Here is a 19521-nt window from a genome sequence, read left to right as displayed (position 1 = left end):
CTTCACAATTGGATAAGAAGAGAGGTTGGATTAGTTTGGCTAACGTACCGAACGAACACTCCCTGAGTACTCTACTTGACGGCCTCAAGGACGTCGACGTTGAGGAGACTCAGGAGTGGACCGAGTCCCTTGAGGACCTCATCAAAACTCACGGCACCGAACGTGCCGAGTACATCCTGCGATCCCTAATTCAGGAAGCAGGCAAGAAAGGCGTTGAGGTACCGGTTCTAACCAAGACCGACTACATTAACACCATTGCAGTCGACCAGCAGCCTGAATACCCCGGCGATGCTGACCTTGAAGAACAATACCGTAACTGGATTCGCTGGAACGCTGCCATTATGGTGCAGCGCGCACAGAAACAGGGCATCGGTGTTGGTGGACACATCTCCACCTATGCAGGTATCGCTGATCTTTATGAAGTTGGGTTCAACAACTTCTTCCGCGGACGCAATCACCCCGGCGGCGGTGACCAGGTATTCTTCCAGGGCCACGCCTCTCCCGGTAACTATGCGCGCGCTTTCGTTGAGGGCCGCCTCAGCGAAGAGGACATGGATGGCTTCCGTCAGGAGAAGACCAAGGGCGAGCATGGCATTCCCTCTTACCCGCACCCCCGGTGCATGCCTGAGTTCTGGCAGTTCCCCACAGTATCGATGGGTCTAGGCCCCCTTAATGCTATTCACCAGGCTTCCTTTAACCGCTACTTGCAGAACCGCGGTATCAAGGACACTTCGCAGCAGCACGTCTGGGCATTCCTCGGCGATGGCGAGATGGATGAGCCCGAATCACGCGGTGCACTGCAGCTCGCGGCTAACGAAAAACTCGATAACCTGACCTTCGTGGTTAACTGCAACCTGCAGCGTCTTGACGGTCCTGTGCGTGGTAATGGCAAGATCATCCAGGAGCTCGAAGGGTTCTTCCGCGGTGCCGGATGGCATGTCATCAAGGTTGTCTGGGGCTCCGAGATGGACGAGCTTCTCGCTAAGGACAAGAGCGGTAAGCTCATCCAACTGCTGAACGAAACCTTGGACGGCGACTACCAGAACTTCCGCGGCGAAGACGGCGGTTACATCCGTGAGCACTTCTACGGCAAGTACCCCGAAACCAAGGAACTTGTTGCTGACCTGACCGATGACGAAATCTGGGCTATTCGCCGCGGCGGTCACGACTACAAGAAGATCTACGCTGCATACAAAGAAGCGCTGGAGACTAAGGGACGTCCGACCGTTATTCTGGCACAGTCCATTAAGGGTTACGCTCTTGGCCCCTACTTCGAGTCCCGTAACTCGACCCACCAGATCAAGAAGTTCACCATGGAAGCGCTCAAGGGCTTCCGTGACCATCTGAACATCCCGATCTCTGATGAAGAGCTGGAGAAGGACCTCTACAACCCTCCGTACTACCGTCCCGGTCAGGACAACCCGGCAATTCAGTACATGCTCAAGCGTCGCGAAGAACTCGGTGGTTTCCTCCCCGGTCGCCCCAATACTCAGCCTGAGATTCAACTGCCGGACGACAAGGTCTACGCGGGTACCAAGAAGGGGTCAGGCAAGCAGCTTGCCGCATCCACAATGGCATTCGTGCGTCTCATGAAGGACCTAATGCGTGTCAAGGGCTTCGGCCACCGTATTGTGCCTATTACTCCCGATGAGGCACGTACCTTCGGTATGGACGCGTTCTTCCCCTCAGCTAAGCTGTACAACCCGAACGGACAGAACTACGTTCCTGTTGACCACGAGCTTATGCTCTCCTACACGGAGTCGCCGCTGGGTCAGATTTTGCACGTGGGTATTAACGAGGCTGGCGCGACCGCAGCATTTATCGCGACCGGTACCTCTTTCGATACGCACGGTGAGCCGATGATCCCGATTTACATCTTCTACTCGATGTTCGGTTTCCAGCGCACCGGCGACGCTTTCTGGGCTGCTGCCGACCAGTTGGCACGAGGCTTTATTATCGGCGCTACTGCGGGTCGTACCACGCTTTCCGGCGAGGGTCTGCAGCATATGGATGGCCACTCCCCCATCCTGGCAAGCACCAACCCTGCCGTGAAGCACTACGACCCTGCATACGGCTACGAGATCGGGCACATCGTCAAGCGTGGTCTTGAGCAGATGTACGGTAACCTCGATGAAGATCACGATGTCATGTACTACCTGACCGTGTACAACGAGCCGATCCACCAGCCTGCAGAACCCGAGAACCTGGATATTGATGGTCTGCTCAAGGGCATCTACAAGCTCAAGGATTCTGAGCTTACCTCCGGACCCAAGACTCAGCTGCTCGCCTCCGGTGTTGCTGTACCGTGGGCTTTGGAAGCTCAGAAACTCTTGGCTGAGGACTGGGGCGTTTCGGCTGATGTATGGTCGGTAACCTCGTGGAACGAGTTGCGCCGCGAAGGTCTTGCTGCTGAGGAAGAAACCTTACTCAACCCCGATAAGCCTGCACGTGTACCCTACGTGACTCAGAAGCTTGCCGGTGCTGAAGGTCCTATTGTGGCGACCTCCGATTACATGTCGGCTATGCCTGACCAGATTCGCCAGTTCCTCCCGAACGATTTTGCAACTCTGGGAGCCGATGGCTTCGGTTTCGCGGATACCCGCCCCGGTGCACGTCGCTTCTTCCACATTGATGCTCAGTCAATGGTAGTTCGTGCCCTGCAGCTGTTGGCAAAGGACGGTAAGGTGCCCGCCGATGCGGCTGCCAAGGCGTTTGCCAAGTACGATCTGAATAACGTTAACGCAATTCAGGCAACACATATCGATGACTAGTTCCATTGTGTTCTAGCCAGGCTTTCAGCGGAAAGCCAAATTAACTGGTTCCCTCGCTCTTGTACGGTGCAAGAGCGAGGGAACTTTTTACCCTTGAAAACCGTCCAGTACAACTTCCGAGGGGCTTCTATCACAGGTGGAGCTTTATCAAATAAATATGTTTTGATGATATTTTTTACTCCATGTCTCGGTATATAATTGGAAGGTCAGAATCACCACAATCACCAAGGGACTTCAGTGTCTAACAACCTCCAGGCAAACTTTAAAAGTATAGACGCGGAGATTACATCGTCGTGGGCTTTTGGAGAAAGTATCCACGATTCCGAATTTGTATCTTTTTATACTTTTGTCGAGAAAATTAAATCCGCACAACAAAAGAATACTCAAATACTACCGAGTAAACCTTTTAATGGTAGCGTGCAGGTATATTACTCCTTTAAATACAACGACACTATCGTTCAAACAGAACATGCTTTCTACGAGAATATTTGGCAAGGTTTTCGGGAAACTCTGCGTATGATCCTTGATGGCCATGACAACCTGCTTCCGGGTGGCATGAACCGTATTATCGATCGTCAAATTAAAGCTGCCGAGAATCAAAACCCTAATATTTCTGCACTCCAGCTTGTGGAGTGCATTCCTCTTTTTAATACCGCAGTACAGGAAGCCCATAAACGTTCACAAGATACCGTAAAAAAGTTTTCCATATACCGCGATATTCGTATTTGTATCTATTTTGGAAATTCTGCCGGAATGCCATATTCCCGAGTTCCTGTACAACTTCAGGATCTCATTTCGCAGCATATTAAACCTTTAATCGAAAAACCGCCTACTCAACGGAAAAAACCCACGCCTAAAGATTTTGAGAATACCCTCAATGCAGTTGAAGAAGAAAGCGGCAGGTTTTATCCCACCGGGCCTGTTGCAAAATCTCTTTTTAAAAATAAATGTGTTGTTCTTGAGGGAGTCGCGGGCTGTGGAAAGTCTTACCAGATCAATACTCTCTCACGTGAGGATACTGGGTACGGCAAGGCCAACATTACAACGGTAGTCTTCCACCCGTCCACGAGTTACGAAGAGTTCGTGAGCGGTCTGCGTCCAAACTTTTCACGCCAAGAAGATGAGCCTGAATTTGTGTCTCACGAAGGTGTATTTCTTCAAGCCTGCCGAAAAGCTGTTGAGAACCCCACGACACCACATCTGCTTTTCATTGACGAGATTAACCGCGCCAATACCTCCCGTGTTTTCGGCGACCTTATGCTCGTTATTGAAACGTCAAAGCGTGTTTCCGTAAAAAAACTTCAGGATCATCGTGAAAAACTTTACGGTTCAGTATTTGCAGCTGATGCGGATATTCCCCAGGGTTTCACCTATGCGACTTTGCAAACTCCGCTTTATTATCAGGGTAAAATATATAACCGTTTAGTAGTTCCAGATAACCTGCACATTCTGGGAACTATGAATTCTACCGACCGCTCTGTGGGTACCATTGATTTGGCTTTGCGCCGTCGCTTTATCTGGATGGAAATGAATCCTCACAATGAAACAGATTTGCGTACAGAGCTTGAAGCTGAACGAGGTGCTATTTCTGAAGAATTAGACATCGTTATAGAACGGTATGCGGATATTAACGCCATTCTTGAATCCGAGGTTGGCCCGGATGCACGTCTAGGACATTCCTATTTCTTCTCTCGAAATTCCACCCCCGAAGACATTGCACGGGCTTTGTTAACCCAGCTTGCGGAAATTGCAGCGACTTTCAATATCAGTTCCGGCATTCTCGAAAAGATCGGTTCTATCAATGGGCTATCCGTCAAGATGGTGGGCCAGCGACTCGGCAGCCGCCCACGCGTGGTTGGTTCATGGAGCGGTCCCGGTCTGCCTTCTGCTCCTAAGCCCGCAGGTCAAATTCCCTGGTTGGAAGTAACGGGTGGTGAGTGAAGTTCGCTACTTTCAAGCGAGCGCGCGCGGTAACGGTGTCGGCGTTACGATCCTAAAACACACGCATCCTCAGCCGGGTGCCGTGCATACTCTGGTTATCCATGTGTTGCCCAAGCTCTGGTGCAAACAATGGGTATCGGCTGAGCAGCCGGAAGTTATTGCGCCTTTTAATGTGAAAATCGCCCCTGAGGCAGGCGGACAGTTCTCCTCTGTGCAGGATCCTGAGTCTTCGCTTTACGAGCATAGCGATGACGGTACGTTATCTCTCTATGTCTATGAGACTGAGATTCTGGTGCTTCCGAAGCCTTGGGCTGGGTATTTAGAGACGGTTTCGGGCTCTGCCCTGCCGCCGCATGATGATGATAATGAGGGCGGTGCCTCAGATCCACTGTGGACAGCGCTGGAGTACCCTGAAAAGCCTGTCTATGCAGTGGCTGCTACGGTTTGTGGACGGTTTTTAGGACCGGCTACGGCCCGTGAGAATATGGACTTTTCGGCAGGTGGTCAAGGTACTGGCTGGCAGAAGGTTTCTTTGTTATGGCGTATGCTGGCAGAGCATCATGAGGAACAGGCAATTATTCAGGGACATCGTGACATTACCCCGCAGGGTTCCGAACTTTTTCCGCATATTCCTTCGCTCAAAGAGGCTATGTACCGCGTTTTTGTTGATTCAAGCGGGCAGGCTTTGGCGCATCGTCGTCCGGTTTTTGAGCCTGAGGTGGATGAATTACTTTTTGTGCGTGGTCGTATGCTTCCACGCGAGCTTGTAAACCGGCGGATTAACCGACGTATTGGGGTTGTTTGCGAGTTCGATTCTCTGACGACGGATACGCATTTATGGCAAATGATCCGCGCCGGATTACAGCAGGTGGCAACTCATGCCGCCGATAATGAGGTCGTCGACGATGCTTTAGGGTACGAGTCTGTGTTGCGTGATGTGAGCACGCAGAATATTCGTAGTCTGCTGACCGAAACGCTCTCCCCTGCTTTTGCTATGCGATTGTCGGCACAAACTTTGCGCGCTTACCACTATGCGCAATCTATTTTGTCGCAACAATATGGCTTTGGTTTAAGCGATAGTCCGTATGAAGCGGGTGTGCTGGCAAATATTAAATTTGATACTTCGTCATTATGGCGAAAAATGTTGGTGCGGGCCCTCACGGATACCGGTTTAGAAGTGCGTGTGGAAAGCCCCGTTGGTATGCTTTATCACCGCAATGCTGAGGGTCGCCAGCAGGGTGTGGCCTTTGCGAAACCAGATATGATGCTGTATTCCCGAGGCATTCTGGTCGCAACCCTTGATGGCAGGTACACCACGTATTGTGAAGATTTAATGCAGCGATCCGAGCATGAACGGTACCGAATGCTGGCGGTCGCGTACCGCACAGGCGCGGATGGTTATACAGCATATCCAGTAGCTCACGGTCCTGGAACTCTAGGCAGGATCCTGACGGTAGGCGAGTCCGGGGCGTATCCTCAGGCACCTATGTCTGCGGAACATCATGTGACGACCTGCGGGGTGCGTTTCCCTCAACCCGAGGATGGACGCACTACCGCTGATGCCTCGCATTTGGCGAAGGTGCTTAGGAAGGTTCCTGCTGAGCCTTCATAGAGTGCAAAAGGCCCGCAGGCGTGACCTATGCCGAACTCCTAGCGTGGTGCTGTTGATGTCTCTGTTCTTCCCCCAATACCCATAGGGCGCTTTTAGAAGGCTTCTGCAATAATTTCAGGAATGCGCTCCGGGTTCACCAGATCGGGATGGGTACCGTTCTTCAACGTGACGGTACGGAACGAGCCCACATGAGGCTCCCAGCCGTGCGCATCCAGATAGGGTTGATCGTCATGGCTCACTCCAATCAATACGACTTTTCCGCCAAAGTTAAGGTGGTTCGAGCCGCGCATAAGGGCGGCAGAGGCACGCATAGATTCCAAACATACTTCTAGCTTGTCTTCGGGTAGATATCCCATAGCCGACCCGGCATCTCGCAGTCGTTCGAGCGTCTGTGGCAAGTCAAGAACGGTCTGCGCCGATACTTCGGGAAGACCGCCCATACGTAAGAGGGCACGAAAGCTCTCTTGCTCGTCCGGTTCAGGAATCCCCTGCCACTGTTCGACGGGGTATGCATCCAGAAGCGTAACCTGTTGTACATCGTAACCGGCAGTCTCGGCAAGCGCGGCTACCTCGACGGCGGCAGTACCGCCAACGGACCAGCCCATCAGGGAAAATTGTGATGGAAGCTGACGTTCCTCAAGGGTCTCACGAATACGCGCAAGATACCCCTCGGCGAGTTCACGAAGGCTCTGGGCGTAGCCAGCATTTGGGTTCGTGAATGCCTCATGTTGCAGTGCGTAAACCGACGGATGCCCGGGTATGTAGGGCAGATAGGCGGCATAGCACCATCCCAGACCGCCTGCGGGCGGCAGGATAAAGAGCGGTACGGTATTCTTCGATGTTGCGGAGTCCACCGAGTCCGCCTCACGCAGAGGCAGAACCGGGGCAAATTCGACATCAGTAGAATCCTCGTTCAAGACCGCAGCCAGCCCCTTGACCGTGGGATTAGCGAAGAGGGCACCAATACTGAGCGTCTTTCCAAGGTTTTCTTCAATCTTGGCAATGACGGAAAGTGCCGCAAGAGAGTTACCACCCGCTGCGAAAAAGTCTTCGGTTACACCGAATTGTGAGCGTCCCAGCACGCCCGCGATAATCTCGCTAATTTGCTGTTCTAAAAGTCCATGGGGGCCGTCTGCGGTGTTGGTATCAAAGGTAAACTCGAGCCGTGCCAGGTTTTTGCGATCTGCCTTGCCTGAAGGGCTAACCGGGAACTGAGCCATGGTGTGCCATAGGCGCGGTACCATATAGTCTGGCAAGGTGTTCTCACAATGCTGACGAGCTTGAGCAACAATACGGTTGCGTTCAGTTTCAGGAACGTCACCTATCTCTAGGAACGCTGCGAGAGCGGGTTCGGGCATCTTCGTGTAGAGCAAAACGACGGCGCTATGGACTCCCTCAACGTGGGAGAGCGTAGTTTCGATGTCGCCAAGCTCTAGACGTTGCCCATGCAGTTTTACTTGGTGATCGGCACGACCACGGTAGAGGATGACTCCGCGAAGGTTTTTGGCCAAGGTGCCGGGTTTTTGGTTTGTGGCGGTGAGGTTCCACTCGGCAAGATCGCCAGTACGGTAAAGCCGCTCCCCCGTAGCGTTGTCCAGGATAAAGGCTTGTGCAGTTGCCTCAGGATTGTTCTGGTACCCCACAGCAAGCTGTACACCCGATAGGTAGAGTTCCCCTACGAATCCGGGCGGTATCGGCTGTAAAGCCTGGTCGAGAATACGAGTTTGGGTGTTACAAACGGGCTGGCCGATAGGAACAGTACTGCACTCTGGGTTTTGGGAGCTATCCCAGAAGGTAACATCGACGGCGGCTTCCGTAGGCCCATAAAGATTTAAAGGGTAAACACCCATAATATTATGCGCACTGAGAATCTGATCCTTCTGAAGTGCCTCGCCCGAGCAGATAAGATAGCGCACATGGTGTCGCTGCTCCCCCGATCCAAAACCTGCTTCAGCTAAAGTACGTTGAGCGTAGGGAGACTCTAGGAAAGCGGTGAGCATCGTGGGTACGAAATGCAGACAGGTAACGTTCTGTTCGGCGATAACACGCGCCAGGTAGGCCGGATCCCGGTGCCCATCAGGAGCGGCAATAACGACGGCGGCCCCTTCCTGAAGCGGCCAATAAAGCTCCCACACATGAACATCAAACGATATAGGCGTTTTATGTAAGATGCGGTCCCCCGCACGGTCTTGTGTGGATGCGCCGACCGGAATCTGTGACTGCTGCCAGCGTAACCGGTTATCAATGGAACGATGACTAATCGCAACACCTTTGGGTCGCCCTGTCGAACCCGAGGTAAACAAGATATACGCGGTATCACCCAGTGCTGTGCCGATACCCGGGAATGTTTTTGCCTCGGGAACATCTACAAGGTTTAGAGGTTCTCCGACAGGAGCAGTTAAGGAAGTAAATTCAAGTTGCTGCAGCCCGCACAAACTCTGCGTATTCGCTGGTTTTAACTCGGCCTCTGCAATAGGACTCAGCCCGGAACCATACACAAGCGCCGAACACTGCGCATCTTCCATCATGGAGCTCACACGTTCGACGGGCAGATCCGGCAAAATCGGCACATAGACAAACCCTGCATAGAGCGCCGCATATAAGGCGATATATTGTTCAAGTCCTCGATGAAAACGTAGGCCTACAGCAGTTCCAGGGCAGACGCCAGCTTCCAGCATCGCCTTTGCTAGGGCGCGGGCTCGCACATCCAGCTCGTGATACGTGAGTACCTGCGAAAACTCATAGGCCTGCCGAGATTGCGGGGACAACGTACCGTCCTCATCCGGCGCGCAGGCGTAGAGTGCGGGTTCGTTCGGGTAGCGTGTGAGCGCACCCTGAAAACGCTGAAGCAAAGTTTTATACTCTATCGGATGCGCGGTAGCGTTAAACGATTCCAGCAGCTCTACCTCATGCGGTAACGCAGTCGTCAGGGTATCCATCGACCGCTCCTCAAGGGCAGCCTGAGCCCAAGATTCCAACCAATTTTGTAGGTGCCGGGCGTGAAATTCTACGTGCTCATGGGTGTAGAGGTTCGGGTTGGCATCGAGCTCCACAGAAATTGTGTGACCGCGCCCGGGTATGCCTCGCAGGGTAATGGTCATATCCACAACTGGCCCCGCAGATATGTTATGAATATATCCCACAGAAGCAGGCGCGTTTTCAGTAGGTGCACCTAGCGGTAAAGCGGCATCAAACGGTATAACATTGATCTGGGTACCAAAGAGGCGATTGTCATCGGACTGCGCTAAACGTTCTAGGTCTTCTTGTCGAGCAAGCGGATGTGAGGCGTTTCGTGCATACTGGTTCTTTACGCTATCGAGTGCCTGTGCGATACTTCCCATACCTGAAACCTGTACAGGAAGCACGTTCACGGCGGTGGTTCCAGTCTGAGCGCTGGTCTTGCCGAGAGCACGGGTTTCTGCGGGAACCTGGGCCCCAAATATACGGTTCATCTGGGGTATACCAAAAGCAGCGCTTCTATGCCCACCAATACGGGCCAGATAAGACCCTACAGCACCGGTTACAGTAACGGGCCAGGAGGTTCCGTACATTTTGCCAATTTCCAGCATATCTCGCTGTAATTTATCAGGCAGGGTCAGTACCTCACGCAAGGTTTGTGGTGCCGGTGATGCACTCCGTGCCGCCAGCGATGTATCGGGCTGGCTAAGTACTTCCGCTTGCTCGGAAGTCCACAGGGCCAGGTCCTCTTCTCGGGCATGTTCGGCTGCGTGGTCAGCCTGAAGAAGCTCCATTAGAGAGGCACGTTTAACGGTAGGCAGAGGTTTTCCGGCGCTCAAAGCACGATAGATAGCTGCTACGCGAGACAGAGCGTTAAACACCGCAAAACCGTCTGCCACCACATGGCTAAAGCTGTGGTAAACCCAGAGTTTATCCCCGTAGTATGTGACAGCGGAGCGTACCGTAACACCCGCATCGGTGATCAGCGGTTCGCGAATCAGCTCGGATGCCCAATCACGTACCGTTGCCGGAACGGGATTCTGTTCTTCCGTTTCTTCCTGAGTCGGGAGGGAAATTACCGGAAGTATCTCAAGATTAGTCAGAAACTCATCAAGTGGCATGACTCTTTGCTCTGGACGCCCAGTCTGCACGCGCGTCTGCACCCGGAAACCTTCATTTTCACGGTAGAGCTGAATAAATGCCTCACGCAGGTAATCAAGATTCGTCTCGGGTGGGCATTCCATGATCTCTGCCGTGTTATAGCAGGGATTTTTGGGATCGATAATAGCGGCAAGATAAATACCTTGAGCGCTTTTGGTCAGGGGAATCCAGTCATGCTTGGACCCACTATGCTCGGTGATGCTCATAGTCCGGTCTATTCTTTCAGGCGGTGTCGTGTGTTGGTTGGGTGAGTATCGGCCTTATACAGGTACCGATTTCGTCAAAGTTAGCTGATGCGAGTGAGCAAAAATTCGACGGTCGGGTTTTCTACCAGTTCAGTGAATTCGATAGTAATCCCCTTGCCCGCGAGGTCATCGAGCAGGGCAAAAGCGCCCATTGAGTCCATCCCCAGAGAAAAAAGGTCGGTCGTAGACTCGGAAAATGCGGTATCCAGCGAATCCGCCTCATGGATGTACTGAGCAAGCAGGGGGCGGAGAGTAGTCTCTGCGGACATTATGTTCCTCTCTGGCATCATGTCTTATGTATGCCAAAATTTATATACACATAAATTGTAGATGAGGTTACCCTACATGAAAACTATGTAAACCTTTATATCACCGTCATATAGCGGGTGTTGACCACCTATACGTGACTATTATTCTCTGCGCACGCCTCACAGAGCACCTGCTTTTGAGTTAAACTTCCGGGGTAAGAACCTCAAGATTCTTACCCCGGTATTATGGTATCCGCACGCTTATTTAGCCCGCGCTAATGCTTACCTTAGTTACTCTTACTCCTGAGCCAGCATCTCAACTAGTTTAATGCGAAGTTCACGGCGTGAGATCTTACCCACGTTTGTGGTTGGCAGAGAGCTCAATACCTGTACACGTTCGGGGATCTTAAAATCAGCCAGCTTCTTTTCAGTGAAATACTCGTACATGGTACGGCGCGGATTCTCACCGAGCGATTTCCCAGCCTGAAGTACGACTATCAAGCAGACGCGCTCACCCACAGTTTCATCGGGCAGACCAAGGGCTACTGCATCCAAAATATCCGGATGCTCTAACGCCAACTCCTCAATTTCATCCACCGAGATCTTCTCACCGTTACGGTTAATTTGATCTTTAGCGCGTCCAGTAACTTCAAGATACTTTCCCGCGACTATACGCACGATATCGCCCGTGCGGTAGAAACCGTCTTCAGTAAAGCTGAGCTGATTAGCGTTTTCTTCGCGATAATACCCGCGAATCGTATAGGGTCCGCGCGTGAGTAGGTGACCGCTCTGCCCTGGCTCGACAGGGTTATCCTGTTCATCCACCACGCGGATTTCATCAGCCGGGCTGATAGGGTATCCCTGAGTATTCATGCGTATATAGGGTTCATCACGCAGACGAGTGTAATTCACCAAGCCTTCCGCCATACCGAAGACCTGTTGGATGCTCACACCTAGGGTTGTTTCGAGCTCCCCCGCCACCGTCGGAGCAAGTTTCGATCCGCCCACCTGAAGCACGCGGAGCGAAGACAGCTGCACATCACGTTTCTTTACAGATGCCAGCCAGGCCTGCGCCAAGGGCGGTACGAGTGAGGTGAAGGTAACGCCTTCCATCTGAATCAGATTAAGCGCCGTCTGAGGGCTAGGATCAGCAGCAAATACGAGCTTACCTTGCACACACATTACGCCCAGGATTCCAGGCGAACTCATCGTGAAATTATGTGCCGCAGGAAGCACCACCAACATGGTTGTGTTGTTATTCAGTTTGCAAATATCGGCGGAACCACGCACCGAGTACAAGTAGGCTGCGTGGGTGCGCGGAATTAGCTTTGACATACCGGTTGTACCGCCGGAAAGCTGCAAAAATGCAATCTGCTCGCTTGCCAGAGTGTTTTGGGTATTCTGCACAACACCGGGATGGAACGGCTCCGCCAGCTCCGCCTCGCTCAACGGAGTTACCGGGAGCGCAGCATCAAGGGCAATAGGCGGTTCTAGACCATCAGCACGCATCGTCTGTGCCACATCGTCGGCGAGCGCTGCAAAATCTGCCCCCGGAGTTTTCGAGGAAAATATATGCGCAGCGGCATCAGTGCGGGTTGCAAAATGAACAAGCTCACTCGTGCGGTGCTGTGGCAGGCAAAAGACCGGTAAGGCCCCTGCCCAAAAAATACCCATGAGATATATCAGGTATTCGGCGATATTTCCTAACTGTAAAAGCACACGATCGCCGGGTTGCACCCCGGCATTCTCTAGGTGACGTGCTGCGGCACGAGCAGCCGCCTCCAGCTCTCCATAGCTCAGTCGAATCTGCTGCGGTTTGCCCTCTGCGTCGCTCTGTGCATGCGAAAGTGCCACTAACGCCGGAAAATGTGGCTTAGCACGGCAGGCATCAAGCAGAAACTCGGGTATAGTCTGATCGATCCAGTACCCTTCTTCACGGTAACGCCGTGCGAAATCCTCAGGAATCAGTGGGGTTTCGAGCAGTTCGGAGCGTTCCACAATCTGTTCGGTCATGTTTATGTCTTTCTCGGCTATAAGATTTTAGGGGTTGGGCATAAGAATGCGATTCAGCGCGGGTATGATAGCTCCACGCCAGCAGGCGTAGTCGTGGCCGCCGTTGAATACAGTGTAGTTCAGGTATGTGTCCACGGATTCGAGTTCCTGAACAAAACGCTGATGCGGCGGCAACAGAATCCATTCCTGCTCACCTACCTCGACCTCAAGGTGAAGGTGGGACAACCGGTGCAGTTCATTGGCTTCACGCAGCTGTGAGAGTTTGTCGAAAACCTGGGGCTGCCACAGCGAAGACGACTGGGCAATTGCAGCTCCGAAGGATTCTGGGCGTGAGAAAACCGCCAGCAGAGAAGACAGCCCGCCTAAGGATTGTCCGTTGATGATAATATCCTGTGGCTTTGGCCGCAGCCCGTGATGACGCCTCAAATGAGGAAGCGCTTCTTCTACAATATAGTCGGCTATGGGGCTGTCTCCATTGAGCTCTTGCCAGCGGCGTTCTCGACCACCCGAGTGCAGAAAGAAGACATTCATATCCGGAATACGCCCGGCGGCAAAGGCTCGGTTGAGCATATGCTCCATACCGTGCCCGTACCAGACTTCACCGTCGAAAAGGATAAAAAGCGGAGAATCAGGATGTGGGTTTCCTACTCGTCCCAACAAATATTCATGCCCGTCCGCAGTACTCATCCAGTGCGGTTCAGGAAGGCTGTCGAGTTCCTGTTGAGTAAGCAGAAACTCATGAACCGGCGCATCGGCAAGTTCAATCACACCCATACAACGGCCAATACGGTTGCAGACGGTCTTCGGGTTAAGCGGGTCGCCTTCACCAGAATCGAGAGCGGTGCGCAATGTCACCTGATCGTCCTCCCCCAGCCAGATCGGGCGTTCTCCTGGCAGCGTGGGAATAAAGTTATAGGAAGCCCGCCAGTCGGTGCGCATCTGGAAGCTCAGCTCCCACCAATCGGTGCCTGGAATACGTTCCATCAGAGACAACGGCAGGTTTTTCTCATCTGTCAGTCTATTGACAAAAATGAGAACCTGCTCTGCCGTGGCATGCTGATACAGGAATGTGACAATGCGTTCGTTCTCATTCGCTGTTCCATCGTCGTAGTAAGCCTGCTCGATAAGTGGAGTCCCATCCGCTACGATCTCTGTGATGCGGGCGTTAAGTTCTTGCGCGTCCACGGCTTCGTTTACGATGCGCGTCATAAGCGGGCTGGGTACGCGCGGGGCAGGCGTTGGGCGCGGGGTTTTAGGCGGCATAGGACGCGCCATGATCTTTGACTTGAGATTCTGTGTGGTTTTATGTGGAAGGGTCTCAAAATCACCCATAAAAGGCTCCTTAGTGACCTTCGCGGGCGGCGGCAATTGCGTCCGCGGCAATAGTAATCTCTTGGTGAGCTGCCGGAACTACCAGTGGTGTTCCGGTACAGGGGTCATCGCATATAACAGATTCTAGGTCGAAAACTTCCTGAATTAGCTCGGCAGTGACAATTTCCTGAGGATCACCCTGAGCGATAATCCTACCTTCCTTCATGAGTACTGCATGAGTGGCGTATCGGAAAGCCAGGTTCAGATCGTGCAGCACAACCGCAACGGTATGCCCCTCAGAGTGGAGCTTCTTGGTAAGGTTTAGCACCTCAATCTGATGGGTAATATCCAGGTAAGTGGTTGGCTCGTCCAACAGAATCAAAGGCGTCTGCTGGGCAAGGGTCATGGCAATCCACACGCGCTGACGCTGACCGCCGGAAAGCGCCTCAATAGGACGGTCGGCCAGTTCCAACACATTCGCGGCTTCCATAGCCTCAACGCAGGCAGCCTCATCTTTCTCAGACCAGGAACGCAGAAGGGATTGATGCGGGTATCGGCCGCGTGCCACAACATCCGCCACGGTCAACCCGGTGGGTGCCTCCGGCGTTTGAGGAAGCATGGCGAGAATCTGCGCGATGGAGCGGGATTTCATCTTTGAAAGCGGCAGACCATCAAGAAAAACCTTTCCGCCTTTGAGAGGATTCACACGCGCCAGAGCTTTGAGTAAGGTAGATTTACCGCAGGCGTTAGGACCCAAAATAACGGTAAGCTCACCTTCAAGCACCTTGAAGTCTATACCGCTGAGCACTGTGTGGTCGCCATAGGCTACGACCATGTCTTCACCTGCGAGTCGGCTTTCGCTAATCTCTGCACGAGCCTTCACTAGCTCTTCTTCCTTTCAAGATAAATCAGGTAAATCAGATATAAACCGCCTAGGGCTCCGGTAACCACACCGACCTGTAGGGTACGGCCGGGAATTGCAAACCTTCCAATAAGGTCTGAGGCCAGCACCATCAACGCACCCATGAGGGCAGATCCGAAAAGGGTAACGCCGCCGCTTCGCCCTAGGGTTTTCACGATATGCGGGGCAGCAAGTGCCACGAATGCTATGGGACCGGTAGTCGCGGTGGCTAGGGATACGAGAAGCACACCGAGAAAGAGCGCCCATATCCGATAAGCGTTGACATTCACGCCTAGTCCTGACGCCACGCTATCGCCAAACCGAATGGCCCCGAGAGGGCGTACCAGGGCGAGAAGCGCGGGAACTGTGACGATCAGAAAAATCATCAGTGTAATCGTACGCGGCCACGACATATCATCGAGAGAACCAGCGAGCCAGGATGCCGCCGTCTGCGCCTGAGTCAGTGATGCCCGAACTACCAACAACGAGTTGAACGCCGCAAGAGTCGATCCTACGCCAATACCCACAAGCACTAGGCGGAACCCGCGTAAACCTGTATGTCGAGTCAGTAACCACACCGTAATGGATGTTGCGATACCGCCAATGAGGGCACCGATAGCAACTTCTACTGGACCAGAGTCGAAGACGATAATCTGCAGGAGCGCACCAGTTGCAGCACCGTGTGTAAAGCCGATAATATCCGGTGAGCCCAGCGGGTTACCCGAGATTACCTGGAACAGCGCCCCTGAAAGCCCTAGAGCTGCGCCAACAAGCAGAGCTGCCACGATGCGCGCTTCACGCTTCTGTACTAAGACCACTGTAATGCGTTTACCCCGCCCAACGAGGGCATTAATGACGTCCATCGTCGTCACTTTGTATTCGCCCTGTTGCAGCCCCCACAGGCTAAGTGCCACGATGAGAGCGATCAGCACAATGTACAGCGTCAAAACCCGCCAGGGAACCTGCGCCTGAATGAGTCCGCGTGAGTTAAGAACAAGCCTGCCAGCCAAATCGTGACCGCGCCGTGCACCTCGAGGGCGCGAAGATTCCTGTTTCTGAGTCTTGAGGTTCGTCGCCTTAGTCTGTGTATCTGTCATCAGAGAGCTTCCACCTTACGACGAGTCATCAGGAATAGGAAGAGGGGTGCCCCTGCAAGGGTAGCGATAATTCCTACCTGAGTTTCCTGCGGGTGCTCCGGGGTCGCCATAATAACACGGGCTAAGACATCGGACATGAGCAGCCAGACAGGACCTAGAAGCGCGGAGCCATAGTTAACCCAACGTACGTCATTACCCATAATGGCACGCACGACGAAGGGAACCGCTAAACCGACAAATGAGATCGGCCCGATAGCAGCGGTTGCCGCACCTGCAAGAAGCGTTACGGCAAGAAGTGTGAGGTTTTGGGTCCGATATACCCGTACGCCTAGGGATATAGCGGCTTCTTCACCCATACTTAGCGCGTTGATCGAGGGCGCTACAAAAAACGCTAAAAGGAGACCCACGAAGATCACGGGGGCAATAGCCTGTGCGACTGATATATCACGCCCTTCTAAAGACCCGGTAACCCACACACGAAATTCGTCAAAAGCATCTTGGTTCGAGAGCATAAGTCCCTGTGCTACAGCAGCAAGGGCGGCAGAGATAGCCACACCGGCGAGAGCTAATTTAACAATTGAGCCGTCTCGACCACGCCCGAGGGTATAGACGACAGTGGCGGCTATAGCGCCCCCGATAGCGGCGGCAATCATATACTGCCAGATGCCGAGAACACCAAAAAGTACAACAGTGAGGATGACTGCAACGGCGGCACCGGCGTTGACACCCATCAGACCAGGTTCGGCGAGTGGGTTACGGGTGAGTGACTGCATGAGTGATCCGGCAACTGCGAGGGCCGCCCCGCAGGCTATCCCGATGAGTGTTCGCGGAATGCGCTGCTCAAAGATAATGGCATGACTTTCGGGGGTTGATTGCCCCGCTAAGGTTTCTACGATGCTGTCGGGAGAGAGTGATTTTAGCCCAATAGTTAGCGAGGCAAGAATACTCACGCCGAGCAGAACCGCAAAAATAATAAGCCAGGTTATTCGTCGGCCGTTTTTTTCGTTGCGCCCACTTTTCATGGTTCGTGAGGCTCCTGTGCGTTCCAAGGTTACGCTCAACGAGACTCCTTTATTATGTGTGGTCTAAGATACAGTGCTATCAACAACGCTACCGTAAAGATAGCTAAGACCGCCTTATCTCGATACCGTGTCTTGATCCCTATTGCGTTAGGGTACCTTTGGTTCTTCTCCTGAGCAAGAGTGCCAAACGCGCGTCGCAAAGGAGCGTTATCTCCCCTGCGGCGCGCGCTTATCACCATTGTCTATGGACGCTTCCGAATAATCAGTACAGCAATAGCACCGATAATAGCAACGCCAAGCACAGATACGCCCAGCCATGGGAATTCCTGCCCGTACGTTACCGTTGTGTTGCTGGTTTTATGGCTATCTGCCTGTGTCTTTGCGGAGCTAGAGGCCGACGCGCTGCTCTTCGCACTGCTGGATGCAGAGGCGCTGGCGGTCTTCTTCTGTTCGCTCTTGTTAGCGTTCTGGCCGTTTTTCTGATCGGAGGAATCTTTATTCCCGCCCTCGTCAGCCTCAGCGTTCAAACGATCATACTCTTCTTTAGAGATAGGGTTGCCATCAGCATCAAGATAGACGGTCTCTTGCTCAGATGAACCACCGTTCTGTGCCGAGTTACCGCCGTTATCTTCGGAACCATTATTACCCGAACCGTCAGATCCGGCGTTATTGTTGGACGAAGAATCGGAGCCGCCCTTAGAGGATCCTCCGTTATTTGACGAGCCGCCATTATTGCCGCCCCCGTTATCGGGTTCTCCAACGGTAAATACAGGGCTCTTATTGGTATACCGCCCTCCCGTGTTACCTTTATTACGACCGTTGGCGTCTTTACCTCCGCCTCCTCCCGTTGCAAGGAAGCGAAGCGTATGGTCGCCGGAGCCTGCGTTAGAGAGCACAAATGAACCGTTTAGGTTCCCCTTGCTATCCGTTGTTTGCCTATGCACGACGCCGTCATCATCTAGTTTGACGGTAACCTGCGTGTTTTCAGGGAAACCTGTCAAAGTGAAGTTAACTACGCCTCCGGGAGTCACATGAGGACTTACAGTTGAGCTGGTTCCTGGGGTATTCTCTGATGCTCCTCCGGGCGGGATCGCATTCGCAGCTCCCATCCCCAGGCCAAGACTAAGGGATATTGCCGCGCAGGCAGTGAGCGCCTTTGATACTGTCTTTGTGGTTCGCATGAGTTTCCTCTTCTGTGCGACTAGTGGTAATTTATACCGGTTCCCTCCCCCACCGACGGTGTGGGAGGGAACCCTGATGTTTGAGATTATTGTGTATATTTCCTCAGGTGTGAGAGGTGATTAAGCCCTCTTACGGAAGGTTAGTGCAAGCACCAAGATTATCAGACCCGCTATAGAGAGCAACACGTTATTTGCATTGTTCGCGAACCAGCGCGAGAAGCCGCTAAGCTCAGCGCCAATGATATTGGGGGCGCTATCGCTGTCGGACTGTGTTGCCGCGGTAGTTGCATTGCCCTGGGTACCGTTTTTACCGGGCGCGGCCTTGGCAGTGTGAGTTTTCTTGGGTGCGCTCTTGGCGTGGGCACCGCTGTTACTACCGTTCTTTGCGGCAGCTTTAGCGCGTGCCTGCACACGGTTGATGAGCGTATCGTTTTCCAGTTCAGCAGCAGCCCCAAGAGAAGCCTGCTTCGTAATGCTGCCTTGACGGGCTGCATAGTTGATTCCGGAGCTCTGGGTGGGAATAGGTGCCACAGAGCCATATCCTGATCCGTTGTTACCCGACCCGGCATCATAGCCGCCTGCGATTGAACCATTGTTAGAGGCGTGATTACTACTTACAGGGGCTAACGTGGAGCCGTCAGCGCCAACAATCGTAACGGACAACGTCACCGAATGCTGCTCGTCGCCCTTCTGTAAACTACCGGTCAGGAACGTGATATCGTGAACGGTGCCCACGCCCCATTTATCGCTATTTGGGAACGGCAAAGTATAGGTAAACTTGCCATCAGCATCAGCCTGAATAATGGCCACAACACCACGAGACGCATAGTCTTTACCGTTATAGTTCACAGCGTGGTCAAGTTTAATGTCACCGCCATCGTATTTAACGGCGATAACGCTATAGGGGCTCCATCCAGAACCGTTAACGACGATTCCCTGACCGTGGGCCACAGTCTTAGGACCGGTTACGGTAGCATCACCGTCGGACGCAGTCTGAGTCTCAACGACAGGGGCAGGTGCAGTAGGTGCAGGTGCCTCGTTCTTGGGGGTTTCTTTCACC

11 protein-coding genes and 1 pseudogene are annotated in these 19521 nt (G+C 53.0%); 3 read left to right on the top strand and 9 right to left on the bottom strand.

The window, feature by feature from the left end:
- Window positions 1-35: 35 nt before the first annotated feature.
- From aceE to HMPREF3016_RS08615, 3 genes are all read left to right on the top strand, one after another.
- Window positions 36-2771: a pyruvate dehydrogenase (acetyl-transferring), homodimeric type gene (gene aceE / locus HMPREF3016_RS08625; protein ID WP_070536065.1), complete on the top strand. Its 2736-nt coding sequence runs from the start codon at window positions 36-38 to the stop codon at window positions 2769-2771.
- Window positions 2772-3008: 237 nt separating this feature from the next.
- Window positions 3009-4712, top strand: a complete 1704-nt coding sequence (locus HMPREF3016_RS08620) for an McrB family protein (RefSeq protein WP_070536062.1) — start codon at window positions 3009-3011, stop codon at window positions 4710-4712.
- Window positions 4705-6324: an McrC family protein gene (locus HMPREF3016_RS08615; protein ID WP_246828525.1), complete on the top strand. Its 1620-nt coding sequence runs from the start codon at window positions 4705-4707 to the stop codon at window positions 6322-6324. The genes HMPREF3016_RS08620 and HMPREF3016_RS08615 overlap by 8 nt, the downstream gene beginning before the upstream one ends.
- A gap of 92 nt (window positions 6325-6416) precedes the next feature.
- On the opposite strand, the gene HMPREF3016_RS08610 is transcribed toward HMPREF3016_RS08615, so the two are convergent.
- The 9 genes and pseudogenes from HMPREF3016_RS08610 to HMPREF3016_RS08570 form a co-directional block, all read right to left on the bottom strand.
- The gene (locus HMPREF3016_RS08610) at window positions 6417-10649 is read right to left on the bottom strand and encodes a non-ribosomal peptide synthetase (protein ID WP_070741679.1); all 4233 of its coding nucleotides are present in this window, start codon (window positions 10647-10649) and stop codon (window positions 6417-6419) included.
- 80 nt (window positions 10650-10729) lie between these two features.
- Window positions 10730-10957: a phosphopantetheine-binding protein gene (locus HMPREF3016_RS08605; RefSeq protein WP_239662009.1), complete on the bottom strand. Its 228-nt coding sequence runs from the start codon at window positions 10955-10957 to the stop codon at window positions 10730-10732.
- 276 nt (window positions 10958-11233) lie between these two features.
- Window positions 11234-12949, bottom strand: coding sequence for a (2,3-dihydroxybenzoyl)adenylate synthase (locus HMPREF3016_RS08600; protein ID WP_070741676.1), 1716 nt, complete (start codon window positions 12947-12949; stop codon window positions 11234-11236).
- Window positions 12950-12976: 27 nt separating this feature from the next.
- Window positions 12977-14281, bottom strand: a complete 1305-nt coding sequence (locus HMPREF3016_RS08595) for an enterochelin esterase domain-containing protein (protein ID WP_070741673.1) — start codon at window positions 14279-14281, stop codon at window positions 12977-12979.
- A 10-nt stretch (window positions 14282-14291) separates the two neighbouring features.
- Window positions 14292-15143, bottom strand: coding sequence for an ABC transporter ATP-binding protein (locus HMPREF3016_RS08590; RefSeq protein WP_048752366.1), 852 nt, complete (start codon window positions 15141-15143; stop codon window positions 14292-14294).
- Complete coding sequence (locus tag HMPREF3016_RS08585) at window positions 15143-16258, bottom strand: FecCD family ABC transporter permease (RefSeq protein ID WP_048752368.1); 1116 nt, start codon at window positions 16256-16258, stop codon at window positions 15143-15145. The genes HMPREF3016_RS08590 and HMPREF3016_RS08585 overlap by 1 nt, the downstream gene beginning before the upstream one ends.
- Entirely contained in the window at window positions 16258-17319 is a 1062-nt protein-coding gene (locus HMPREF3016_RS08580; RefSeq protein WP_238789005.1) for a FecCD family ABC transporter permease, read from the bottom strand. The genes HMPREF3016_RS08585 and HMPREF3016_RS08580 overlap by 1 nt, the downstream gene beginning before the upstream one ends.
- A gap of 203 nt (window positions 17320-17522) precedes the next feature.
- Entirely contained in the window at window positions 17523-18461 is a 939-nt protein-coding gene (locus HMPREF3016_RS08575) for a hypothetical protein (protein ID WP_048752374.1), read from the bottom strand.
- A 120-nt stretch (window positions 18462-18581) separates the two neighbouring features.
- Window positions 18582-19521: pseudogene (locus tag HMPREF3016_RS08570) on the bottom strand (hypothetical protein); the annotation flags it as partial.

It is taken from the genome of Rothia sp. HMSC065D02, assembly GCF_001815285.1.
Taxonomy (GTDB): Bacteria; Actinomycetota; Actinomycetes; order Actinomycetales; family Micrococcaceae; genus Rothia; species Rothia dentocariosa.
The sequence above is the reverse complement of the archived record's forward strand: the minus strand, read 5'-3'. Positions and strand labels throughout refer to the sequence as shown.